The organism is Bacteroides sp. OM08-11, assembly GCF_003438665.1.
Lineage (GTDB): Bacteria > Bacteroidota > Bacteroidia > Bacteroidales > Bacteroidaceae > Bacteroides > Bacteroides cutis.
Map to the genome: position 1 here is coordinate 260,834 of NZ_QSTJ01000004.1, position 24,059 is coordinate 284,892.

The following is a 24,059-nucleotide window of genomic DNA, read 5'->3' on the forward strand; positions in this document are numbered from 1 at the left end:
ATTTTATTTGTTAATAATCTGCATTTAAGAATAAGCCCCTGCAACTGTTATTAATCAATACCCACCGATAAGTATATCCGATAGTCTCCCCTGTGTTATAATTCCGTTCAGGGATTTTCTGAAGGACTAATTCAACCACACCCGCATCAATGGTTATATAATCAGCGGCATGTGTTTCATTACTGCTCATTGAGCAGAACAGACCGGAAAAAATAGCGCTGCCGTCTTGTGTCTTTATTCGTGTCGGAGGCGTCCAGGTTCTTGTCTTTATAAAGTGGGAGTCCATAAGGAGGACACGGGCACCGGCGTATCTTTCGGCAACAGGCAATATCACCGTATTAAAGGTCACGTCCAGATATAAGTTTGTATTCAAGAGATATGTATTTTCCCACGAAGCCGCACTTCCCTGTAAAATAGCGTCACTTTCTTCAATACTTATAAAAGGACAATATAAATAGCCGGCTATCTTCGCATTTTTTGTTTCGATACTGCCGTCTTCCAATACTTTAAAATTATTGTTTGCTGTGACAAGCCCTTCCAGTTCAATGCGTTTAGCCTTGATCTTTGCCAGGTCTTCCGTCAAGTTTATATATGTTACCGGATCTTCATATCCGGACAGATCGAAAACGGTTCCTTCCTTCAGGTACCAAGTTACGACTGTATTATTATCGTTGTTTGTCTGCCCGGTCGGAACGTCCTTTGTCAGATAGAAAAAATTCGTCGTCGAAAAACTGCCCGAAGCGCCACAAAAAATCTGGTACCGGTATTCTTTCCAGCCGCCGGTTCCGGCGTTGTCTGTGATCCACATACTACGACCGCCGTTTCCGGTTGCGTTACTGGCAAAGTTCAGCCGGTAGCCGACCGGAATTTTGGCGGTAAAGCGGGCTTCAAAGACGGCGTTTGCACGGGACGGGGTGGAGAATGTAAAACCACCTAAACCGGGACTGGAATTTCCGACTACTTTTTGAATACGGATAACGGCTGCCTGTTCTGCCGAAACAGTCCCGAATTCGGGTGCCTTTGCCGTCCAGGCGTAAGACGTAGTATAAGTGTACCATGTGCCAGTGGAAGAATTGTAATAAACGTCCCCCACGTGAGCGGCACGAATGGCGTCGGTGGTCCAGCCGGCCGCCGGGTAGTTGGAACCCGAAGGAACCGAACTGCCTGTATAGATGTAAAGGCGCTTAACTGTTACGGCTTCGCCCCCCGAATTATTATACCGGGAAATGCCGTTCATGCCTTTTACAAACTTCACGTCTTTGTTCAGCGGGTAGCCCGTCGACTTGTTTATCGAAAGTAGAAGATTCTTATCTGTTTGTTCAATCGCAGACCAGTGACGGTTCAGGGTGACGTTGATATCGCCTACCGTCCCGTTAAAGGTGTCCGTCAGCACGTAGTTCGTGAACCTCTTTTCCACGGCGTTCATACGTGTGCCCATGCTCGTAAGGCTTCCGTCAATGGCGTTTGTTTTAGTCACGTAGGTTTCCAGCGTGCCTTCGGCGGCGCTCATACGGTTGCCCAGGCTGATAGTCGTACCGTCCAGGCTGTTCAACCGGGTGGCGTAGGTTTCCAGTGTGCCCTCAGTCGAATTCATACGGTTGCCCAGGCTGGTAAAAAGTCCGTTCGCCTTGTCCTCAAACTTGGAAAACAGTTCCAGTTCACCTTCGGCGGCCGCCAGGCGAAGCCCCAAGTCGGAAACCGTGTTATTTATGTCATCCGTCTTTCTGACGTACAAATCCAGCTTTTCTTCGGCCATGTCCAGATCAATGCCGATTTGTGTGACCGTTGAATTTATTTTATCGGTCTTTTCACCCCAAAGCCGTATATTTTCGTTTGCAGCGTCCAGTTCTATACCCAGGCCGGTAACTGTCCTGTCGGTGTTGTCTATCCTTTCACCCAGCAGGGCTATTTTTTCGGCGGTCTGCACAAACTTCGTGGAGACTTCGATTTTAAAGTCTTCCAGCGGGCGGTTGGTAAGAGCCAGCACGTCGATATACACGTCACCGGTGAAACGCAGCACGAAATCGCCCACACCATCCCACGTGCCGGTATATTCCAGGCTTTCCGTCTCGACGCTTTCCGACAGTTCAACCCGGACAAACGGAAGCCGGCCTTCGCCCTGGGCGGAACCTTCAAAACCGGCCGTCAGCGTGCCGGCGCTCTTACAAAGGTATTTGAATGTCAGGTATAAAACACTGGTAGCCGGTTCGGGCTTCCTCACGTCCTCATTTGCCTGACGTATGCCGCTGTTCTTTATGCGCAGCACGTTGCGCCCGTCCAGGTTCACGATACCGGCGACCTTTTCCTTTTGGGCGAACAGGTTACGGTTAAACATAAGCAGCTTACCGCCGGCGGTATATGCCCGGATCAGGTTTTCACGCTGCCAGCCGTCCATGTTCTCGGTGAAGCTGGCGTTCTTCAGGAAGTTGTCCTTCTCAAACATGTTGTACGTCTTGTTCTGCATATCAACACGGAAAAGGTTCTCCATCATGTCAAGCCGGGTCTGTATGTTCTCACCGTTTTTAAAGTGGAACTCACCGATCGCATAGAGGTTCTGTATAAAGGCGCCGAAGCCCGTCAGCCAGCCGAACCAGGCGTTATAAACACCGGCCAGGTTTCCAAAACGGCTTTTGACGGCGTCGTCCGGATCGGTCTTCGCACCGTAAAGCACGTCGATATAAGGGGCGAAGGCGCCCACCGTCATGTTCATGATGATGCCCTTGCGGTCGGGATTCGTCAGGTTGTCCATGCGAACCAGGACGTCACCCTTCTTTATGTCGGCCTCGTTCCCGCTGAAAGCGTTGTATGTGATCCAGTCCAGGCGCTTTTCGCCGTCGCTGTCCGATCCCATGCCGGTGGCGGAAACAACCAGTTCATAATGTTTGGTAACGTTGTAGTCGTTACCAGCGGAAGGACGGCCGCCGTAGCGCTGACATTCCAGGCAGTCATCAACCCAAAACGGGTTATAAAGAAGCCCGCCTCCGGTATCAAGGTATATCTTTTTGTTCTCCAGGTCGACGTGATCAACTTTCATCATGCCCGAAAAAACGCTGTTGTCCCCTTCGCCTTTCAGTTGGTTTATTATCATTTCAAAGACACGCAGCGCCCCCCGGATTGTAACCTCGTCGAATTCGGCGTAGGACTTCTTTTCCTTTGCACCGGCGACGTTCATAACCTCACGCAACAAGACAGCCCAACCCTTACCGTTCAGGAACCCGGAAACGAAGTCAGGCGAATTGATACTGTCATGGAACACGCCGGCGCCTTTGACATTGATACCCTTCAGGAAGTTAATCAACTCCCCGGCCGTATCCTCTATGTCTTTCCTTAAATATTTGTCGTCCAGTTCTTCGATAGCCTTTTCGATTTCCTTGTCTGTACGCAGGGAAGAATAAACGCTTTGGTTGCTGGCTTCCAGTTTGTCGCCGACACGCAGAATGTCATTGAACAGCTTGCCGCATACGCCCAGGCCACGCATGAAATTTATATACGCCTTCGCTTCGTCGGGGTTCAGGCGGCTCAACGCACGGTCGGCAATCTGCTTGAGCAGCATCTTGAAGGAGGCCACGTTATAGTCGGAAGCGGGGGTGGTCTCCCAGGAACGGACAAGGTCGGGAACGCTGCCGTTCAGATGAAGGACATGCTCCCTCACCTCGCCGATGCTGTCGTTTATCTGCTCCATGGCACCGGTGGAGAGCGAATCGCCGATTTCCAGATCCATCTGCGAGGGGAGCGTCACCTTGCGTGTGATCTTCGTCACACGGCTGACGCGGAAACCGGTCTCGGGAAAATACTCGGCACTTTCAAGACGTACGCGGCGGCCGGGATAGAGGTCAATGCCGGACGACTCGATATGGACATGGTCGGTGGGGGCCTTGTACACTGAAACGTCAACGGCATGCTCGGCGTTGTAACGGCGGACGGCGGCCAGGTATTCCTCCTCGGCAAGAGCATAGTATTCGTCAGGCATACGGATATTCCAGAGGATATACCTGTCGCCGGCCTTCGGGACAAGGCGGTCGCCGGGAAGCTGCTTGCCGTCATCATACGGCCAGATGGTGATAATCTCGAACTCACGGGTACCGCTGTCGAAATTCACCTCGAAATAGTAGGAGCCGTCCTCCTCCGTACCAAGACCGGCAAGCTCGCTGCCTTCCTGGAACGACACACGTTTGACCTTCTCCCTGATCTCGTAACTGTTAGGGTTGAAGTCCAGCGTGTCATCCCGGAAATACCAGATCACAAACTCCTTGCCGTCCTCACCCGTCACACGCTCGCTGCGCACCGAGGTCACCGTGCCCACGCGCCGGGGGTAGATGTGCGCGAAGGCCTCCCGCTCGTAATGGTGGATGATGCCGTACCGCTCCACGTCCGTGTCCACGAACTTGGAGCCGCCGGGAAGCTGCAGGCGGCTGTGGCCGTATTTCTCCGGGTCGATGTTACGGTCGCTGCCCGTCGGGAACAGGCGCGTGTAGAACTTCACCCCGTCGGCCTTGTCACGTTCCAGGCCCGTCAACCCTTTCCCGTATGCCAGGGTAACCTCCTCGCCACGCTCGCAGCGGCAGAGGTTCACCGCCCCCTCCTCCACCCACCACTCGGCGCCGGGGACCTTGCCCGCCAGCTCCTTCAGCGCCTCGTGGCAGTACTTGCCACGGTAGTCGATCACCACGTTCTCCGTGCCCTCCACGCGACCCACCTTCCATACCATGGCGCCTTCCATGCCGTCATTGATGGATTTCACGATCAGCTCCACGTGCTCCCGCGGCGGGGCGGTCAGCGTGAATACCGCCTCCGGGTCGCCGTCCACCACGTTCAGGACGAGGAAACGTTTGGCAAGGCTCTCGATCCCGTAGAACTTCACGTCGTATTTCCACTCCTGGGTACTGCGCTCACAGGGAAGGTAACGCTCCTGAAGCCAGTAACGTTCGCCGCAGAAATCCACATGGTCGTTCACCTCCAGCGCCACATACTCGTACAGGGTGAAGGAGAGCGTCAGCACATTGTCCGACTGGATCGCCTTCACCTGCGTCGAGTTGTCATCCGGAGAAAGGGACGCCTTCATTGTCCCGTTTTTGTCATATACCGTTAAAAGCATGTTCGAATGGTGTTTGAACGTTGTTTAAATGATTGGTTCGGGTTCCCGGAACTTTACCTTGAAGCGGCCTGCCTGTACCCCTTCCCTCCAGAGGTAGGTCAGCGGCGTGAAGCCGGGACACTCCAGGTAATGCACGCGCAGCGTCAGCTCCAGCTGCGGAAGATAGAGCGACAGCCAGCCTTTGTCGCCGGTTTTCAGGAAGGAGATGAAGGACATGTATCTCTCCAGCCACTCCCTTTTGGTCGGGGCGTAAAGGGCAAAGGTCAGCGTGATGTCGCGCGCTTCATTGGCCACAGTCAGCCGGTCGGAGTATTTCTCACCGTTCTCCTCGCGTATGTCCACGGCGGTGTGCGCTTTCGTCTTGCTCGCGGCAAGGATGGCCTTCAGGTTGTCACGCCCGCCGCGCTTCTCTTCAGTCAGGAATACGCCGTACTCCGTCCAGATATCGGTGCCGTTCACAAGGAACAGACCGCCCATGATTGGTTCCATGCTCATGATGATTTCATTCTTAGTCCGTCACGTATGATTCGTTTTATATCTTCCTTTATCTCGCTGAGGAAACCAGCGCTTTTACCGGTATTCTCCGCAATCTTTGCCAGATGGCCCTCGGCGCTGGCCATGCGGCCGGCCACGTCCTCGGTCTTCTCGTCAATGCTCACCCAGTGGTTCAGCCCCGAGGTGAACATGCCCTCCAGCTTCGTGCCCTGGTCCTGCGACATGGCCGCAAAACCGCCGGCACGGCCGGTCTGCGTCGTGGACTTCCCTTCCTCCGTGATACCGGCTGAGGAGAACATCTCGTCCTTCTTGGCACGGGCACGCTCGAAAATGTCCGTGTAACGGCCGCGCAGGATGTCGGCCTCCTCCTCCGACAGGATACCGTCGCTCATGAACTCGGCGAACGTCTCCTGCCATTTCTTCAGCTCGTCCGAATAGGTGCCGTTCACGATGGACTTCAGGATGGCGTTCTCCATGAACTCGTCCACGCTCGCGATCACGTCCTTGGAGTCCGTACCGAAATCCTTCAGAAGCTCCTTCATGCCGCTACGGATACCGTCGAAGGAGGTGTCCGTGATGGCTTCCTGCCATTGCTGCTGGAGTTCCAGCAGCGTGTTCGCGTCAGAGACGTACTCGTCAAGCCACTGGCTCTGGTCGTACTTGCCCGAATGGAGCTTCTCCCAGATGTCGGGAAGTTCCTGGAGCCGGGCAAGCTCCTCGGGGGAAAGGCTCCAGAGGGAACCGGTATCCCGTACCGATTTGCCCAGGTAGGCGGAAACCGTGTCCCAGTCACCGCTGTTCATGGCCTTGCCGATGTAGTAGTTGTTCGAGTGGTGCGAACTGTGGTATCCCATCTTTGCCGCGAGCATCTGGCGGTCGTTCTCGATTTTCTGCTTCTGTTTGTCATAGGCGCTCCGGTAGTATTCGGTGGAACGGGCGCCGCCGGAGCTGGCCATCTCGTCGGTCAGCTTCTCGATGGCGGTGGTCAGGTACTTGTTCGATTCGGTAAGACGGTCCACCAGCGCATTCACCTCCTTGGCGTTGCCGTGCGAGGAGAACAGGCCGAAGGTCACCGTGTCCAGAATGTCCCTCACCCCGTAGAACAGAGAACTGCCGATCTGCGTGAACAGTTCACCGGAAAGGATATTCTTCAGTATGCCGTTCACCGCGTCGAGAATGGAATCGATAAGGGAGCTGACGATATAGCCGATGCCTTCCTTCAGTACGTCAAGGATGGAAAGCACCGCCGCGATGATCTGCCCGATGATCCCGCCGTTTGAAAACGTCTCGGCAAGGGTGCTGCCCACGCTGCCCATCACACCGCCCATATTCTTCGTCGCCTCGCCCAATTTGCCCAGTCCCTGGGCCACGCCCGCAAGGGAACCGGATTTCAGGCTCTGGAGACCCTCGGCAAGACCGGTAAGGGATGACACGGCGTTCGTGCTGGACGTACGCAGGTTCTGGGCAGCCTTGTCGTTCGCCTCCGTCAGGGCGGCCACGCTCGCCGAGGCCGCGTCGAAAGCCTCCCCGGCGGTAGCCACCAGTTCCTCCGCCTCTTTCACGGCGGCAGGGTCGCCGCTTTCAGTGGCTTTCTTCAGTCTTTCCTGGGCTGTCACCAGTTCATCGGCAGCGGCCTTCTCCCTTTCCTTGGCATCCGTCAGGTCACGCAGGGTCACCTGGTAGGCGGAAAGGTCACGGGAGACATCCCTGAACATGTTCCGGTTAATACCGCCCGCGCTCCGGTCCTCCAGCTTCGCGATCAGTTCGCTGATCACCTGTTTGTCCTCGGCGGATGCGTTTTTATACTCATCGGAAGCGGCATATTTCCTCAACTTTTCCAGCGTGGGACGCAGCTGCTCTTCAAGCAGCCCGCCGAAGTTGCCAAAAAGACCGTCCCAGTCGATATCCGCTTTCAGGCTGGCAATCTCGGCGGCGGCAGTCTCTTCCTTCTGCTGGCGACCGAGACGTAATACTTCGCCATAGTTGCCCGCTTCCTGCGCCTTGCGGATTTTCTCCGCGTATTCCTGGGCAATAGCCAGCTTCTTCTGCTGGTATGTCCCGTATTCCTTCAGGTAGTCGAGCATCGACTGGCGGGCGGCGTCATTTTCCTCCCGGGTCACCTTTGCCAGGTCGCCGTCACGTGCCGCCGCGGCCTTCTCCCGCGCCTCTTTCAGGGTGGATTCCTGCTCATCGGTCAGTTTGCCCTTCTGCGCGTCCTTCCACTTCTTCTCCTGGGTGGCAAGTTCGGCGATCTCCTTGTCATAGTTCAGGCGGATCTGGCGGCGGCGTTTCTCGCCGCTCTCCTTCAGAAGGTCGATCTCTGCCTGGCGGTTCTTCATCTGGAGCTTCAGAAGTTCCGAGGCACGCTGCTCTTCCGACTGTTGCTCCTTTTTGGCGGCATTCGGGTCGGGTTTTGCATGGTCACCCAGGTCGAACTCCTTGCCGATATCCAGATATTCCTCCTGGAGCTTCCGGGCTTCAGCCAGGTAGCCGTCGCGGATTTCCTCGGCCTCACGTACCGCCTTTTCCTTCGCCTTCTCGTTATACTCCGATATCATGGACTGCGCGTCCACCTGCCCGTACGACTCGCTTTGGGCCATGTAAAGCCCCATGCGCGCGAACCAGCCCATAGAGCCGTCCACGTCTTCCGGCTTGCTTGCCTTGATCTCGTTCACCTTCTCGTCCGCCTCAGTGGCCTTGTTCACCAGGCTCTGCACCTTGGCCTGGAGGAAAAGCATCTGGATATATTTCTCACCTTTCTGCTGGAGGATGTCATACCACTGGGCGACCGTATCGTAATACCCGAAACTCTCGCCGTACTTGCGGTTCAGTTCCTCCACCTTGGCCTTTTCCTCGTCCTTCGTGCCGGTGAACTTTTTCAGGCCCCTCAGCGTGCTTTCAATCTCGAAACGGGTCTTGATCATCTGTGCACGGCCGTCGGACTCGATTTTTACCATTTCCCGGGCTTTCTCCGCCGCTTTCTCCTGCGCGGTGGAATATCGGTCCCAGGCGACGACAAGTCCCGTGATAACGGCCGAAAGCCCCAGCGTAAGCGTGGCCATCAGGGCCTGCGCGGCACCGGTGGAAATACCCAGGGCGACAGCCAGCCGGGTATTGGCGGCCGTCAGCAGGTTCTTCATCTTCACGACCGTCACCAGGCGGAAGGCGGAATCCTTGTTCAGGGTGTTGAACACCTGCTGGAGCCCCATCGTGATGGCCATCACGCTCTGGACGCGGGTTTGTATCCTTGCCAGGTTCTCGTTCTCCGAGGCGAAAAGCGACAGCGCGCCGGTAGCGGTGGTGAACAGCCCGGCAAGGCCGCTCACGCCGGACATGAAGCCCTGGAGGTTCGCGTCATCATTCGAGAGGATTTTCGTCTGGGTGTTCAGGTCGGCGAGCGTGTCGGAAAGGAGCGCGGCCTGCTGCGCCATCTTCCGGTACTCCTCTGTGTTCTGCTTCCCTTCCAAGCGCATGCGGGCCATGCTGTCCTGGAGCTCACGCAGCTGCATGGAAAGACGCTTGCTACTCGCCCGCGTCTTCTCCTGTTCAGCCTGGAGCCCGGCAAGGGCGCCTTTTTCCTCCTCAAGCGCCTTCTTCGCGGCGTTCAGTTCATCCAGGGCGGTCACCTTCGCCTTGCCGGGAGCAGCTCCCTGATAAGCCTTTTCCAGCGACTTGATGTCGCTTTCAATCTGCCCGATGACTTCCTTCTGTTCCCGGATCTTGTCGGTCAGGCTCTTGCTACCGGCCGCGGCGCGTTCTTCCTCCAGGGAGATACGTTCGTATTCCTTACGGAGGTTCCGGACGCTTTTCTCCGCCTCGCGGTGTTCCTTCTCGAGCCCTTCAAGGGCCGCACGCTCTTCTTCCAGGACCTTGCGGCAGGCTGTCACGTCGGCGGCAAGTTCCGCCTGTGCCGGCCCCGGCTTCATGTTCTGGAGCTGCGTTTCCATCCGGTGCAGGTCGGAATTCACCCGGTCGATGACCTTCCTCTGCTCCTCAATCCGCGCGTTGATGCCAGCGGCGGCCTTCCCGGCCTTCTCGGCAAGGATATCGACGGCCAGGCCGGCCTTGTCAAGGCCCCTCGTCAGGTTGTCCTTCATCAAGAATTCGATTTCTACGGGCTTCATCGTTTACAGTTCTAAATTGCTTTGAAAAAAATTCACTATGTCACCGGCTTCACGGGCGGCGGCTTCCGGATCGACCTCACCCCGGGAGGTATTTTCGGGATCACCGGATTTCACCCGGCGGCGGACATAACGCGGGGCGTCAGACAGCATCAGGATGAGCGTCTGGTAGTTCACCTTCTCCAGGATGTACTCCACCGTCCAGCCCGTGGCGCTCGCGATGTTCCAGATAAAACCGAAGGGGCTATGGGAACCTTCAAACTCGGTCCTTAACTCCCCTTCCTTCTTTGGCTCATTCTCAACTTCATCGGGTTCGCCCGATCGATCGAGCTGATAATACTCGTAAAAGACTCGCTGCCCATCAGGCTGATGAACTTCTCCAGGGCGCCCATCAGGAAACGGTGCTCCACAGCCTCACGCAGGAACCATGCCACGGGCCGGACAAGAAGACGCCGGCTCACCGGGCCGCGGCAAAGGGTATGGGCCACCATGCGGGAAACCTTGCCTCCGTTCCGTGCCAGAAACTCCAGCCGCTCACGCCCGGAAAAGGCGGAAACCTCCTCAGGGGAAACGCCCATCGAGAGGTAGAGCCTCACGATGCATATCTGGCCGGCAAGACGCGGGCGCCGCATGGTCACCCTCCATCGGACGGGGCGTTTCATGAAAGGCAGGCGCCACTCCTTCAGGGGAAGGGAGACACCCAGGTCAAGCAATGCCTCGGACGCCTCCCTCTGCACCTTTCTCGCGTCACGCTCGTCCATGCGTTAGCCCTCCACTGCCGCGGTGTCATTGATTTCGTAAGGGGAAGAGCCGTCCTCCGGCTTGTTCACCTTCAACTGGCATTCCAGCTTGGAAACCTCCGTAAGCGTCAGCTTGCCCCCAAGGTTCGCCAGAATCGTGCCGTTCGGGATGGACATCGTCTGACCGGATACGAACTTGATGGTCCAGGGACCGGAAAGCTGCACCAGTTCGGTCGGGGCCTTCCACCCGGTCGGAGCATCTTCCGGCCCTACAAGCGTGCCGCCAAGCACGGCCTTGATGTTCTTATAGTCCAACTGGATAAGGTTGAACGTAGGCGATACCTGCCCGTTCTTCTGCAAGAGCGTCAACACGGGAGCGTCGGGAACCTGCTCGGCTTCAATATCGACACTCTCGGGCTTCGTGCCGCCCCAGTCCCAGCTGCCCTTCTCGATCCAGCCGATAGTCATGGCACCGAACGTAACAACGGCGATGCCATAAATGAAATTCTTATTATTTTTCATACAGTCGTCTCTTTTTTAAAAAGGTTAATACTATGCCGGAAACCACACCGGCGATAAAGGCAATGAAGGCGATTTTAACGGGGGAAAAACGCTGTTTGAACTCCGTTTTGACCTCTGTTATGTCCTGCTCGGTTTCGTTACGGATACGCACCAGTTCCTGCTTATAGAATTCAACTGTTTGCAGCAGGCTGTCTTCCCGGACCTGCCTTCGGAAAACCTCTTCCTCATAGAACAGGCAGCGACGCATGAGTGAGTCGCAATGCCCGGTGACCGTCAGGGAATCCCCCTGCCTGCGGATATCGACCGAGGCACGCCCGTCCCGGTGCCGGTAACCGGCACCCTCGGGAAGGTCAAGGAGGTTCTGGAAGGGAATCTTCAAAGCCGCCTCCTGTGCCGGAACCGATTCCTGCATCAGGGTCGAACTCCGGCGGTCCGCCAAAAGTTCCTGCATTTTGCGCGCCGCTGTTACTGCCACGTCCGCGGACACGGCGGCGCTGTCTGTCATTCTCTCCGTCCGCACCGTGCCCTGTCTCTGAAGGACCCGGCTCTCTTTGGACGTGCCGCATCCTGCCAGCAGGAACACGGTGAGCAATAATAGGATTACGGGGGTCCACCCCCGGATTCTGTCTTTCATCATTTACCGATTGTTTACTTATTACTTTTCTTAACCGCTCGACCTCTTTCGTCAGGCATGACAGCTTCAGGATCATCTCCTCCTGGTTCGCCTTCAGGTCGGCATTCTCACGCCGGAGCTGCACGTTCTCCTCCAGAATCTTGCGGTTCTCCTCACTCAGCAGGTTGATGGACGCCTGAAGCTGGGACAGCATGTCGTTGTCACGCTTGCGCCGGCCGAACAGCCAGGTGAAGATGCTTCCGACAAAACCGCCGGGGAGGGCGAACATTAAAAAATTTATCAGGGTGTCCATCTTCTTGCCGTTTATTATTGTCTGATACCTATTGAAACAAGCCACTTACGCACGTCAAAACTGGGGCAGGCTTTGGCCGCCAGTTCGTTATGCCCCACGATACGGACATCAGGGAAACGGCGGTGGAAGTCTTTCACGTACTTCTCAAGCGCACGCTTCTGGCACACCGTACGCGTGTCCTTGGGAGTCCGGCCGTCCTTTTCACAACCGCCGGCATACACGATATGGCGGCTCACGGAATTGTAGCCAGACACGCCGTTGGTGATTTCCCAGGGGTCCACGTTCGCGTCCTCGTTGTTGTCCACCAGACGCTCCACGCCGCCATTCAGATGGAACAAGTCAGTATAACCCACCTGTTTCCAGCCGCGGCCGCCCTTTGATACCGGGTTCGTGTGCCAGGCACGGATTTCAGTACCGCTGACTTCGCGCCCTTCAGGCGTGGCCGTGCAGTGAATTACAAGATACTTCAGCTTTGCCATTGCTATTCAGCTTCTACGTCAGTTGCTACTTGTGACAATGCGATGGTCACCTTCTTCGTCTTGTCGGAATCCAGTGTCACAACCAGGTTTCCTGCTTTCGCTTTGCCGCCGGTATTCTTTTCAGCGGTAACTTTCAAACCGTCATCGGTACCAACAACTGTGAAACCGGCCGGAGCGGCACTGACACTGTATTCACCGGATGCTGTAATTGTCACTTCCTTGCTTTCTCCGGCAGCCTTGAATGACAGTTCCTCCACATCCGAAGCGAGAGTCTTTTCCGAAGACTTGAACACCGGAGATGTACGGGTATCCAAAACCACCATTTCCTCACCGAATGCGATATTCGTATCGGCTTTCATCAGCAGTTTGAAGAAATAAAGTTCACTCGCATTGGCAATCTTATCGATTTGGATCACATCCTGATCGTCCTGTAGATTGACTGCGGCGAACCAGTTACCGTCTGCATCCGGAGAACAGAGAGTGGCCACAATCAGATCATCCGGCCATGCTGCCAGTGTCTCAATAGTAATGCCCTTGTAACGTTTGCTGTTTACATCCGTTTCGGAAGCATTCTTACTCTCACGTTCGGTCAGTTCGTCATCGTATTTGTCAAAGTCGTCGACACTCATCACAAGACGGAGGTTCGGATTGCTGCGCAGGGCTTTGGGAATAGCCTTACGGACAGCCTTCAATTTATCGAGCATCGTGGTCTTACTGGTAGAAACGATGATCAATTCGGTATCTTTGGCGGCTTGCGTCAAAATTCCATTCATCAAATGGTCATCATCGTCACCGAACTCACCATTGATGTAATGATCACCCAACTCGAATTTCACCTGCTTGATCAACTCTTCCAACAGCGCATTCTGTCCCTCCGGAGGGAGTTCGGCAAAGACCAGATTTCCTTTCGGCTGCCATTTGCGCCAGATATGTTCGAAGGCTCGGGGATTAAACACTGTGAAAGCCATAAAATCCACCGGGTCCAATGATTTCTCACTGTAATTGAAGTTACCTTTCGAGTCTTCAATCTGGGGATTTTCCTTACGTTTCTGTAACATCTTACCGCTCTTGATACGCGGAAGGCTGATTTTTTTCTCCACACCGGGAATAACATAGATCATTCCCTTTTCTACGATTTCATTTCCGGTGGCGGCGAGCGTCAGGATCTTCTCCAGTACCTCACCGTTGTAATTGGTATTTCTTACTACTATTGCCATAACATACTGTTATTTACGGTTCAACTTTTCTTTGATTTCACGCTGGCGCTTGTTCCACGGACTTTCATCTGTAGGATTCACATGCAGGTCATTCATCACCTTGCGTTTCGGAGCCAGTTTTTCCAACGCCTTTTCACCGTTTTCACGGTCTTTCACCAACAAGTTTTCGTAGATGGGACGAGTGGTCGCATCAATACGGCCATCTTCCTGGGCATCATCCAACAATTTTTTCCGGGAGTTCTCTTCGTCAGCTTTCGCTTTATCCTGGAACACTTTAAGTTCACCCTTCAGGCGGGTGACTTCGGCATCAAGGCCCGGAACTTTCCCGGCCTCCGTTTCCAGAAGCCCGACTTCACGGAGGAAATCGTCATCTGTCACGCAGTTCTTGAACCGCGGACGTTTCTTCAGTTCGTCTAAATTCATGTTACTCTTGTTTTGTGGCTTGTGCAGCCGGTTATTGAATATTTGAAATACCTGTTCGGGGGTACTGTCCTCCGGAAGTGGGTCGGCATCATAGATACCATCGATAAGGCCCAGCGCCAGAGCTTCGTCGGCACGCAGCCAGTGGTCCTTCCCGTCGAAATACAACGAGCGGATTTCCTCCTTGTCCTTTCCCATGCGAGCGGCATACATCTCGCAAAGGGTGTCCTCCAGCGATTCAATCTCGCGGATGCACCCGCGCATCTCCTCCTTGTTGCCGTAACAGCCTCCCTGGACACTGTGAAGCATCAGACGGGCATAACGGCTCATCTGCACCGGCTTACCGCAAAGGGCGATGACGGAGGCCATGCTGGCGGCGATACCGTCCACATAAATGGTGATGTCGGCCTTGCTGTTTTTCAGGGCGTTGAAAATGGCGATGCCCGCATACACCTCGCCGCCGTTGCTGTTGATACGAACGTCAATCCTACCGGACAAAGCCTCGGCCTCCAGAAGCTCGCGGGCGATATCCCCGCTGCGCACATTGTCGTCATAATCACCGATGTCACCGTAAAGAAGGATACAACAGGCGTCTTTCCCGGGTATGATGTTGAAAAACTTTTTCATGTTTATAGAGTCTTTTAAGCGGGTATTCCCCGCGAAGTTTACGGTGCGAAATTAGGGGGATTAAAGCCGTTTTTCAAACCGCGTATTTATCATGCGGACTTTAAAACGCTGTCATGGAGTTTTAAAGTGTCATCATGCGGCACGCGTTTTTTTCCGCCCCTTTTCCTTATCAATTTTGCACGTAAAAAAGGAGGCAATATGACCGAACTAAGCATGCAACAAAAAAGGGAATGGGCGAAGACGCTCTACCTGAAAGAGAACCTCACGCAGCAGGAAATAGCCGAGCGTGTGGGGGTGTCACGCATCACGGTGAACAACTGGATAGGCAAGAACGGATGGGAGATGCTCAAGACATCCATCACCATCACACGCGAGGAGCAACTGAAAAGCCTGTACAGGCAGCTGGCAGAACTAAACAACGCCATCATGGCAAGACCGGCAGGGGAACGGTTCCCGAACACCGCGGAGGCGGACACCATATCCAAACTGTCCAACGCCATCAAGAAGATGGAGACGGAAGTCGGGCTCTCGGACATCATATCGGTATTCTCAGACCTGCTCAAATGGCTGCGCGCATCCGACCCCACACAGGCGAAGGAAGTGACACCGCTGCTTGATGCGTTCGTTAAATCAAAAGTTTCATAGCCATGGCAAAGAAAAGACTTACACCGCAAGACCGCACGGCGCTTGTCGAATGGGAGGAGCTGATCGCATCCATACGCGAAAATTCGGACATCAACCCTTCGGACACGGAAGCGGAAATACGTGCACGCAGGGAAAGCCTCGAAAAGGATGACGAGGAATGGTTCCGGTATTACTTCGCCATGTACTATTCATGCGAGGCGGCGGACTTCCACAAGAAAGCTACCGGAAGGTTGATAAAGAACAACCGGTGGTACGAGGTGCGCGCATGGTCGAGGGAGCTGGCGAAGTCCGCACGGTCCATGATGGAAATATCAAAACTGGCAATTACCGGAAAGGTGCGCAACGTACTGCTGATATCCAATTCGCAGGACAACGCCCAAAGGCTCCTGCTGCCCTTCATGGCCAACTTCGAGGAGAACCAGAGAATCATCCAGGACTACGGAATGCAGAAGAAACCCGGGTATTGGGAAACGGGGGAATTCACTATCATGGCGGGATGTTCCTTCCGCGCCATCGGAGCCGGGCAGTCACCGCGCGGTACCCGTAACAAGAACTTCCGGCCGGACTTCATACTGGTGGACGATATCGACACCGACGAGGAATGCCGGAACCCGGAACGTATCAAAACCAAATGGAAATGGCTGGAGGAAGCCCTGATACCGACCATGTCCGTATCGGGAAACTACCGCATACTCTTCAACGGGAACATCATCGCCGCGGACTGCTGCATAAAAAGGGCCATTGAAAAGGCAACCGAACTGAAGGGAAAGGGCATCGGACACGTGGACATCATCAACATACGTGACAAAAACGGACTCTCCGTATGGCCGCAAAAAAACTCGGAAGAGGATATAGACCTCTTCCTCTCAATGGTCAGCGCGGCGGCACGCCAGAAGGAATTCTTCAACAACCCCGTGGCGGAGGGAGAGATATTCAAGGACATCATCTACGGGAAAGTGCCGGCGCTATCGAAGTTCAAGTTCCTGGTCATCTACGGTGACCCCGCACCCGGGGAGAACAAGACGAAGAAGAGTTCCACGAAAGCAGCGTTCCTGCTCGGAAAACTGGCCGGGAAGCTCTATGTCATCAAGGGGTTCCTCGGAAGGGAGACGAACGCCACGTTCATTGAATGGTACATCAAACTGCTGGAATTCGTGAACGGGAAAACGAACGTGTACTGCTACATGGAGAACAACAAGTTGCAGGACCCTTTTTTCCAGCAGGTGTTCCAACCCATAATCAGGCGCATACGGCGGCAAAGGAAGATAGCCCTCTATATCCAGGGGGACGAGGAGAAGAAAACGGACAAGGCCACACGTATCGAGACGAACCTGGAGCCGCTCAACAGTGAGGGGAACCTCATCTTCAACGAGGCGGAAAAGGACAATCCGCACATGAAGCTGCTCACCGACCAGTTCAGCCTCTTCAACCTGATGCTGACATATCCGGCTGACGGACCCGACTGCGTGGAGGGAGGAAACCGCATCATAGACAGGAAGACGTACCAGGCAGAAAAGCCGGCCGTCATCTCCACAAGGAAGATGCGGGCGCACAACAAGTACAGACTGTAAACTTTAATACTTTACCCAAATGAGCAAATTTATAGAACTTACAGATTACGACGCGAGCATCCACCGCGAAATATTGGACGCGCTGACAAGGGAGGACAATGCCGTCGTGGAGATATGCGAGGACCGGGCCATCGAAGAGATGCGGTGCTACCTCTCCAAGCGCTATGACTGTGACAGGATATTCACCCAGACCGGAGACAGACGGAGCCAGCTCGTGCTGATGATGGCCATAGACATCGCAGTGTACCATATTTTCAGCATCCACAACCCGAGGAACCTTTCAACCCTGCGCAAGGAACGTTACGAAAGGGCCGTCGAATGGCTCAAGGCGGTAGCGGCCGAAGAGATATCCGTGAACGGCCTGCCCCTGCTTCCCGAAGAGACAAGGGCGGAAAAATCTAATTTTCTTATCAAAAGCAACCGTAAACGCGTAAACCACTGGTAACATGAGTAAAAGACAGAAAAGGGCCGGAAAGATAACCAAAAGCGGAAATCTGCCGAGGCCCGGGCAGAAAGGTCCCGCAACCATCATATTGACACAACCTAAGCGCTTCGGCATAGACATAGCGGATTATATGCTGGCCATACGCGCCTTCGAGAACGTGGATTACTCCAGAAGGTTCAAATTGTATGACCTGTATGACGACATTCTCATGGACACGCACCTGACAAGCGTCATCGAGAAACGGAAAAACGCCGTGCTCTCCTCCGTCATCGAGTTCCGGCGTAACGGAAAGCCTGACAAGGCAGTAAACGAACAGATACGCTCACCGTGGTTCCGGCGCCTCATAAGTGATATCCTGGACGCAAAATTCTGGGGGTTCACGCTCGTGCAGTTCTACCGCAAAGGGGAATGGGTAAACTACGACCGGGTACCGCGCAAGCATGTGGATCCGGTACGCAGACTCATACTGCGCCACCAGACGGACACCACCGGAACATCCTGGGACGAATACCCCGACCTGCTCTTCATCGGGGAACCTGAAGAGCTCGGGATGCTCGCAAAGGCGGCCGTATGGGTGATATACAAGCGGAACGACGTGGCGGACTGGGCGCAGTTCGCGGAAGTGTTCGGCGCACCTATCCGGGAATACACATATCCCACGGATGACGACGAGGCACGACAGAGGGCACTGGCGGATGCGGAAAGTACCGGAAGTATGTCGGTATTCGTGCACGCCCAAGAAACAATGATGGAACTCAGGGAAGCGGCGAACAAGACCGGAAGCTCAGACCTCTACGAAAAGCTCTGCGAACGGTGCAACAGCGAGATATCGAAACTGTTCCTCGGGAACACGCTCACCACCGAGGCATCGGACAAGGGAACACAGGCACTCGGGACCGTTCACAAGGACGTGGAGGAGAAAGTCACGCTTGCGGACCGGCAGGACATCCTGGATGTGCTCAACTACAACATGACCGACATATTCGCCATGCTCGGGATAGACACCACCGGCGGCGAGTTCTGCTACCCGGAAAAGAAAGTCATCGAACCGGAGAAGAAGATGGCCATCCTCACACAGCTACGCACGAACTTCAACCTGCCGGTGGGAGACGACTATCTGTACGAGGAATTCGGTGTCGAGAAACCGGCAGACTACAACGAACTGAAAGAACGACAGAAAGCCGGAGCGACCGAAATACAGAAGGCGAAAGAAAAAGCGGCAACCGCCGGGAAGCGGGAGGATGAAGAGGAGGAAATACCGGAGACCGGAAAAGAGACTCCCAAAGAGAAGAAAAACGCACTTAAAAACGCGTATAACTGGCTGAAACGTTTTTTCGGGAAAGCCCCGGGGAAAGACGGGGCAGCTTTAGAGTGGTGATGAACGACCTCTACCGGTTGGAAAACAAGCAGGTGGAAAACGTGTTTTCTTTTGATGAGGAAGTACTGGGGAAAGCCCTGAAGAACATATACAGCAAGGACTTCCATCCCATGACCGACATCGAGGAGAACCTGTTCGAGGCCACGTGGAAAACAATGAACAAAGCCACCGACAAGGGGTTCGGGGCACGAAAGCCCGATGATCCGGATTATGACTTCTACCGCGAAATACGGACGAACAACGCCGTATTTGCCGCCTTCAAGGTACATCGGGCACAAAACGACATGGCGGCACTACTGCTGGACGAAAACGGCAATTTAAGGCCGTTTGAACAGTGGCTGAAACTCGTCATGCCCATAGCGGACCACCAGATGATAGACTGGCTGCGTACCGAATACGACACGGCAGTCATACGGGCGCATCAGGCAGCCGACTGGAGACAGTTCGAGCGGGAGAAGGATATCCTGCCGAACCTCAAATGGATGCCATCGACATCAGTACACCCGGGAGCGGACCACAAAATTTTCTGGGGAACCATACGCCCCGTCGATGATCCGTTCTGGAACGTGCACAGGCCGGGGGACCGGTGGAACTGCAAGTGTACGCTCTCGTCAACGGATGAAGCGCCGACAACGGTACCGGACGAGAACGGGCGAAACAAGGCACATAACGGTCTGGAAAACAATCCGGGAAAAGACGGCAAATTGTTTTCAAACAAACATCCCTACATTACTGAGGCGCACCCGGGAGCCAGAAAAGCCGTGGACGCACTGACCAGGCGCATCAACGAGATGATAGCCGAAATGCCGGACAACCTGACGCTGGAGGAGAAAACCGACATCGCCCACAACAATCTCAGGATAGAAAAGGCCCTCGGTATCACCAAAGGCAAACCGATGACATACGAACAAGCGAACAAGGGAAAGGAAAATCCGAAATTCGGGAAAGAGGAAGGATACCGCGTAAATTGCCAGACCTGCACCGTAACACACATGCTCAGAAGGTTAGGGTTCGACACCGAGGCAAAACCCAACATCCGGCAAAGCGCATACAACGAAATGGCAAAACAAGGCATCACATGGGAAGAACGTTTCTTGAACCGGGACGGAACAAAACCGGATTATGACTATACCTATAAATGGCAGGTCAGAAAGGGATATCAAGTAATGAATGCAAACCGACTGAAGGAATACTTCAGGGAAAAATTCAAAGAGGACGGAATATACGAGATATATTGTGCCTGGAAGGGCGGTTCCGCACACGTATTCTGTGCGGAGGTGGCTGAAGGGAAGGCAAGGTTCTTCGACCCGCAAACCGGAAAGGATGATGCAAGCAATTACATACAGAGCATGAAAGCCAACCGCGTGGGAGTGATAAGAATAGACAACAAACTGGTAAATCCCAAAATCATGGGACTATTCATCACCAAATAAACGGGAAGAAAGTGCCAGCCCCTCCTCACCGTTCATCAGACGGCAGGACCGACCGTCGAACAGAATAAAGGCGGGAAGACCGACAGGCAACTCAAAACCATTCCCATCAACACACCCCACGGAATAGATGCTTCCCTCAGGGGAACTGGCTGATAAGACAACGGAGTTGTAACCGTTACTGTTTGCTAATTCCGACACTTGTTTAGGTATTTCCATAACGCAAAAAGGCACATAAAACGCCTTGTTTGCAAAAGTATAAAATTATTTTTTAAATCAGTCATTTATGGACATAAAAGAATATTCAAAGCTGATAAAAGCCAAACGCAAGGAACTGGATGACCTGATGAAACGGAAGATGCCGGTCATAGCCGGACGAATGGCAAAAGACCATTTCCAGGACAATTTCCGCCGGGAAGGTTTCGTAAACGGAGGATTACACCCGTGGCCGAAAGCGAAAAGGCTGTCCTCGGGAAGGACTGATGCGGCAGGACAGTACGGAACGCTGCTCTCCGGAAGGAACCACCTCTTCAGCTCCGTCAAATACGTGCCGGGGGATTACCGAGTGAGAGTGGGCAATGACCTCATATACGCACCTGTCAACAACTGGGGAGGAGAAGTGCATCCGACCGTTACGCCACGAATGCGGCGCTTTGCGTGGGCGAAGTATTACCAGGCTTCAGGCAAGGCTAAAAAAGCCGCTACGGGCAAAAAAAAAGGCAAAAAGAAGGGTTCTGCCGCAAGTAACGAACCGCAGGAGAACCCGGAGGCGCTGAAATGGAAAAGACTGGCGCTCACCAAAAAGAAAAAACTCCGGATCCGAATACCGCAACGGCAGTTCATCGGAGAAAGCAGAGAACTGTCCGACAGGATAACGGAAAAAACAGAAAATGAAATCAGAAACATTTTAAACTTATAAGGATATGGAAGAAATATTCATCGCGATCATGGAACGCATCGCCGGAATGATGCTGGAACTCTCCTGCATAGACGAGGATTACGGGCAACTTGAAGCGGGGGCGGAAGAGGACCACTACCCAGTCACATTCCCCTGTGTGCTGATCGGAAATACCGAATCGGACTGGAACGACCTCGGATACGGGGTACAGAAAAGCGAGTCACTCATTACCATACGCCTGGCCATCGACTGTTACGATGACACCCACTACACCTCCGGAACCTATCAAAAAGCAAAGGAACGTCTGCTGAAGGCGAAGGAGCTGTACAGGATACTCCAGGGTTTCCAGTGTTCGGAAGAAGCCAGCCCGCTGGTCAGGGTGAAGAACCGGGACTATTCCATGCCCGGAAACATCAAAGTGTACGAGACGGTTTACTCCTTCACGCTGCATGACGAATCGGCCATGCAGGAAGGCGCGGCAAGGTTTATTCTCCCGTAAAGAGCGAGAGCTGGACGGCTGTCAGGCGGGGCTTCTTCACTTTCGGGACGGGCTTCACCTCCAAGTCCTTCAGCTCCCGGCACTTGCGCCGGATAATGGACATGATCCGCTCCTCGGAAATGAAAAACTCCTGGCGGGACAACACTTTCAGGGCATCATCAAAACGTAGGCGCTGCACCTCCGTCCAGTAATAGTAACGGCGGCACAGGGCTTCATCACGGAGTTCTATCAGGTTTTTGTCTCGTCCTTTGGCCATAAGTTCAGGTATATGCTGCAAAATTAGGCATTTAACCGGGGATGTTAATAAAAAAACGCCGCATCGTGTATGAATGCGGCGTTTTTCTGTTTAGAGTGTGAACAAAATCACATGGTCATCAGTTCGGTGTCATCCTCACCCGGGACAAACGGCTCGATGCGGGTGATCACCTTGCTCTGTACCTTCACCCGTCCGCTGCCATTACAGACCGGACATTTTGCGGATAAAGGAGCTCCTCCCTGGTCCAGGTAAAAGATACGTCCCTTGCCTTCACAACGCTTGCAGGCCATGACGTGCGGCGCGATGTTCTTCGTCTTTTCCATAACTACAACCGGCAGAATGAAGGCTCGATACGGCGCCAGACACCGTTCTCGTCACGTTTATGAAAATAGTAGTTCACCGCGGTCTTGTACACCACATTGCTCTCACGGAAGAGGTCCATGATCTCCGTGTATTCACTGTCGAAACGGTCCTCCAGCTCATACAGCTTGCTCACCGACTTGTAGTCCAAATCACCCTGACGGTTACGCTCGATCATGGTCATACCGAGCTGGTACATCGGATCGTCGGTACCGAGCTCCCGGCTCATGGCGTAACGCTTCAGGTAATCCACCAGACGCTCGGCGGCGAGGTTGGCGCGCTCGTCGAAGCTCTTCACCTTGTTACTCCTTACTTCCAGCTTCATGTCACCGTCCACGATGGTGAAACTCGCCTGGTCATCCTTGCGGAGCTGCCCATAGTCACGCATCAGGTCACGGAAAGAGGCGGCTTCTTTCTCTACCCAGTCACGGAAGGCCTTCACGTCATCCACAACCGGAAACAGCCTGTTCTTCACTTCAAGCATGAACTGCGCACGAAGCCCTTCGTAGGCATCGCGACGGTTGCGCTTGTTTTCCTTCTCTTCCTGCTGGAGCTGTTTCAGCAGTTCTTTTCTGTCCTGGGCGGACAGGCTTTTTAATTGTTCTTTCAAGTCCATAACTAAAAAATTAAATGGTTGTTACTGTTGTTCATTCTCACGTTTGCGGCGGATGGCACGCAACTTCACCTGTAATGTGTCCAACGCCTCACAGTCAAGTTCTCGGAACTCCATGCCGACGATACGGCTGTCCAAACAGAAAGCGTTCACCTTGTCCCAGTCGGCCGTATCAATGCCCAGCAGTTGCATCTGGTGCAGTACCGCGGAACGCTTCTGGCGAAGAATCTTCCGAAGTTCTTCCTGGTGAGTGGGCGGCACCAGCTTACGCATCCCGGCTATGGCCGCACTGTATTCCTTCAGTGTCATGTCGCGCAGACTCGTGGTACGTCCGTCCGTGTACTGGGAAACTACGCTTTCCTTCAAAGTATCGCGGTCAGATGTCGGAAGGCGGTTCAAAAGACTATAAAACACCGCATAATTCTCGGGTTTATTTAACTGCTTGCGGCTGTTGATATCTATCTGCATGATGATGCTGTTCTTTTATTGTTTATCTTAAGGTCATTGATTCCCTTAATCACTCTCTTTACTCTGATAGTACACAAATAATCAAGAAGATGCTCTTTTTCATTATTTGTACACTTATACTGGTCGAAAAATTCAAGTATGCCCATTCTTTTCAGATTTTCATTAACTCAAACTATTCATACCACATCAGCACAACTCTATGATTTCACTCACGGCAGAGCGTAGAAGAGTACGCAAAACCGAAGGGTTTCCGCTATCATAGATGACTTCCACACAACACTCGTGGCGTGCGTTACGCGACACGACCAGCTCGCAAGTCATATTCTCTCCAAGCCATTTCTCCACCACTTTACGGACACCCGCAGCAGTGGTCACAATTAGCATTTTTTTACTCATAACTAAATTGATTTGAGTTATTATTTTATCCTAAATCCCCCTGATTTCTCGCAGAACTCAGCAAGACTTTCTACTTTATCTATAAATTCTTTACTCGGTGGTTCTTTACAAACTTTATAAGATAGAATCCTATTTTTCTCATCCTCTGTCTTTTTATCCCATTCTTCCCGGATAAATCTTTTAACGAAAACATACCCTCTAAATAGCTTCGCCATAACTTTAGCTTCGGATGCTGTAACCTTAAAACCATCGTTTGAAACAGGAGAACCCGGTCCACGAGAACCGTTATAAACATAACTACCAATATCAACTGTATTATTTCCATATCCCAAAAGATAACAAGCACCTGTCTCATTCAATATGAGCGGCCATGTGAATAACATTCCATGTGGGGAACCAGCTTCTTTGTTTTTGGGCATTAAATCGTATCCCATATTTTATTTCCTTTTTGATTTACT

Annotated in this window: 25 protein-coding genes; 7 read left to right on the forward strand and 18 right to left on the reverse strand. The window is 53.4% G+C overall.

Annotated elements, in window-relative coordinates; all coding sequences use genetic code 11:
• Nucleotides 1-10: 10 nt before the first annotated feature.
• Genes DXC10_RS09515 through DXC10_RS09565 form a run of 11 tightly spaced genes read right to left on the reverse strand, consistent with a single transcriptional unit; the run spans nucleotide 11 to nucleotide 14,642 of the window.
• Nucleotides 11-5,062, reverse strand: coding sequence for a hypothetical protein (locus DXC10_RS09515; protein WP_147331300.1), 5,052 nt, complete (start codon nucleotides 5,060-5,062; stop codon nucleotides 11-13).
• A gap of 57 nt (nucleotides 5,063-5,119) precedes the next feature.
• A complete protein-coding gene (locus tag DXC10_RS09520) occupies nucleotides 5,120-5,584 on the reverse strand; it encodes a hypothetical protein (protein ID WP_117737809.1) in 465 nt (154 codons plus the stop codon).
• A gap of 2 nt (nucleotides 5,585-5,586) precedes the next feature.
• Complete coding sequence (locus DXC10_RS09525; protein WP_147331301.1) at nucleotides 5,587-9,687, reverse strand: hypothetical protein; 4,101 nt, start codon at nucleotides 9,685-9,687, stop codon at nucleotides 5,587-5,589.
• A gap of 30 nt (nucleotides 9,688-9,717) precedes the next feature.
• The gene (locus DXC10_RS09530) at nucleotides 9,718-9,942 is read right to left on the reverse strand and encodes a hypothetical protein (protein WP_117737751.1); all 225 of its coding nucleotides are present in this window, start codon (nucleotides 9,940-9,942) and stop codon (nucleotides 9,718-9,720) included.
• A 38-nt stretch (nucleotides 9,943-9,980) separates the two neighbouring features.
• Nucleotides 9,981-10,472, reverse strand: coding sequence for a hypothetical protein (locus tag DXC10_RS09535; RefSeq protein WP_117737752.1), 492 nt, complete (start codon nucleotides 10,470-10,472; stop codon nucleotides 9,981-9,983).
• A 3-nt stretch (nucleotides 10,473-10,475) separates the two neighbouring features.
• Nucleotides 10,476-10,973, reverse strand: coding sequence for a hypothetical protein (locus DXC10_RS09540; protein ID WP_117737753.1), 498 nt, complete (start codon nucleotides 10,971-10,973; stop codon nucleotides 10,476-10,478).
• Nucleotides 10,963-11,352: a hypothetical protein gene (locus DXC10_RS09545; protein ID WP_233519903.1), complete on the reverse strand. Its 390-nt coding sequence runs from the start codon at nucleotides 11,350-11,352 to the stop codon at nucleotides 10,963-10,965. The genes DXC10_RS09540 and DXC10_RS09545 overlap by 11 nt, the downstream gene beginning before the upstream one ends.
• A complete protein-coding gene (locus DXC10_RS09550) occupies nucleotides 11,324-11,899 on the reverse strand; it encodes a hypothetical protein (RefSeq protein ID WP_117737755.1) in 576 nt (191 codons plus the stop codon). The genes DXC10_RS09545 and DXC10_RS09550 overlap by 29 nt, the downstream gene beginning before the upstream one ends.
• Before the next feature lie 14 nt (nucleotides 11,900-11,913).
• Nucleotides 11,914-12,378, reverse strand: coding sequence for an N-acetylmuramoyl-L-alanine amidase (locus DXC10_RS09555; protein ID WP_117737756.1), 465 nt, complete (start codon nucleotides 12,376-12,378; stop codon nucleotides 11,914-11,916).
• 2 nt (nucleotides 12,379-12,380) lie between these two features.
• Nucleotides 12,381-13,595 (reverse strand): BACON domain-containing protein, encoded by a 1,215-nt coding sequence (locus tag DXC10_RS09560; protein WP_117737757.1) that lies wholly within the window; start codon nucleotides 13,593-13,595, stop codon nucleotides 12,381-12,383.
• 9 nt (nucleotides 13,596-13,604) lie between these two features.
• Nucleotides 13,605-14,642, reverse strand: a complete 1,038-nt coding sequence (locus DXC10_RS09565; RefSeq protein ID WP_117737758.1) for a head maturation protease, ClpP-related — start codon at nucleotides 14,640-14,642, stop codon at nucleotides 13,605-13,607.
• A gap of 198 nt (nucleotides 14,643-14,840) precedes the next feature.
• On the opposite strand from DXC10_RS09565, the gene DXC10_RS09570 reads away from it, so the two are divergent.
• Genes DXC10_RS09570 through DXC10_RS09590 form a run of 5 tightly spaced genes read left to right on the forward strand, consistent with a single transcriptional unit; the run spans nucleotide 14,841 to nucleotide 20,114 of the window.
• The gene (locus tag DXC10_RS09570; RefSeq protein ID WP_008762178.1) at nucleotides 14,841-15,287 is read left to right on the forward strand and encodes a helix-turn-helix domain-containing protein; all 447 of its coding nucleotides are present in this window, start codon (nucleotides 14,841-14,843) and stop codon (nucleotides 15,285-15,287) included.
• A 2-nt stretch (nucleotides 15,288-15,289) separates the two neighbouring features.
• Nucleotides 15,290-16,858 (forward strand): hypothetical protein, encoded by a 1,569-nt coding sequence (locus DXC10_RS09575; RefSeq protein WP_117737759.1) that lies wholly within the window; start codon nucleotides 15,290-15,292, stop codon nucleotides 16,856-16,858.
• A 19-nt stretch (nucleotides 16,859-16,877) separates the two neighbouring features.
• Nucleotides 16,878-17,303, forward strand: a complete 426-nt coding sequence (locus DXC10_RS09580) for a phage protein Gp36 family protein (protein WP_117737760.1) — start codon at nucleotides 16,878-16,880, stop codon at nucleotides 17,301-17,303.
• 1 nt (nucleotide 17,304) lies between these two features.
• The gene (locus DXC10_RS09585; protein WP_117737761.1) at nucleotides 17,305-18,681 is read left to right on the forward strand and encodes a DUF935 family protein; all 1,377 of its coding nucleotides are present in this window, start codon (nucleotides 17,305-17,307) and stop codon (nucleotides 18,679-18,681) included.
• 17 nt (nucleotides 18,682-18,698) lie between these two features.
• Entirely contained in the window at nucleotides 18,699-20,114 is a 1,416-nt protein-coding gene (locus tag DXC10_RS09590) for a toxin glutamine deamidase domain-containing protein (RefSeq protein WP_117737810.1), read from the forward strand.
• Here the strand turns inward: DXC10_RS09590 and DXC10_RS09595 are convergent.
• Entirely contained in the window at nucleotides 20,097-20,330 is a 234-nt protein-coding gene (locus DXC10_RS09595; RefSeq protein ID WP_117737762.1) for a hypothetical protein, read from the reverse strand. The two genes, DXC10_RS09590 and DXC10_RS09595, sit on opposite strands and share 18 nt — an antisense overlap.
• Nucleotides 20,331-20,397: 67 nt before the next feature.
• On the opposite strand from DXC10_RS09595, the gene DXC10_RS09600 reads away from it, so the two are divergent.
• On the forward strand, nucleotides 20,398-21,030 hold the full coding sequence (locus tag DXC10_RS09600; RefSeq protein WP_117737763.1) for a hypothetical protein: 633 nt from the start codon (nucleotides 20,398-20,400) through the stop codon (nucleotides 21,028-21,030).
• A 4-nt stretch (nucleotides 21,031-21,034) separates the two neighbouring features.
• Nucleotides 21,035-21,508, forward strand: a complete 474-nt coding sequence (locus tag DXC10_RS09605) for a hypothetical protein (protein ID WP_117737764.1) — start codon at nucleotides 21,035-21,037, stop codon at nucleotides 21,506-21,508.
• On the opposite strand, the gene DXC10_RS09610 is transcribed toward DXC10_RS09605, so the two are convergent.
• The 6 genes from DXC10_RS09610 to DXC10_RS09635 all read right to left on the reverse strand — a co-directional run bounded on the left by DXC10_RS09610 (nucleotide 21,495) and on the right by DXC10_RS09635 (nucleotide 24,035).
• A complete protein-coding gene (locus DXC10_RS09610) occupies nucleotides 21,495-21,764 on the reverse strand; it encodes a hypothetical protein (RefSeq protein WP_007750722.1) in 270 nt (89 codons plus the stop codon). The two genes, DXC10_RS09605 and DXC10_RS09610, sit on opposite strands and share 14 nt — an antisense overlap.
• 107 nt (nucleotides 21,765-21,871) lie before the next feature.
• Nucleotides 21,872-22,087: a hypothetical protein gene (locus tag DXC10_RS16410; RefSeq protein ID WP_008652655.1), complete on the reverse strand. Its 216-nt coding sequence runs from the start codon at nucleotides 22,085-22,087 to the stop codon at nucleotides 21,872-21,874.
• 2 nt (nucleotides 22,088-22,089) lie between these two features.
• A complete protein-coding gene (locus DXC10_RS09620; RefSeq protein ID WP_057099463.1) occupies nucleotides 22,090-22,740 on the reverse strand; it encodes a DUF3164 family protein in 651 nt (216 codons plus the stop codon).
• A gap of 21 nt (nucleotides 22,741-22,761) precedes the next feature.
• Complete coding sequence (locus DXC10_RS09625; RefSeq protein ID WP_117737765.1) at nucleotides 22,762-23,205, reverse strand: hypothetical protein; 444 nt, start codon at nucleotides 23,203-23,205, stop codon at nucleotides 22,762-22,764.
• A 186-nt stretch (nucleotides 23,206-23,391) separates the two neighbouring features.
• A complete protein-coding gene (locus tag DXC10_RS09630; RefSeq protein ID WP_233519905.1) occupies nucleotides 23,392-23,601 on the reverse strand; it encodes a hypothetical protein in 210 nt (69 codons plus the stop codon).
• Nucleotides 23,602-23,621: 20 nt separating this feature from the next.
• Nucleotides 23,622-24,035 (reverse strand): hypothetical protein, encoded by a 414-nt coding sequence (locus DXC10_RS09635; protein WP_117737766.1) that lies wholly within the window; start codon nucleotides 24,033-24,035, stop codon nucleotides 23,622-23,624.
• Nucleotides 24,036-24,059: the final 24 nt, after the last annotated feature.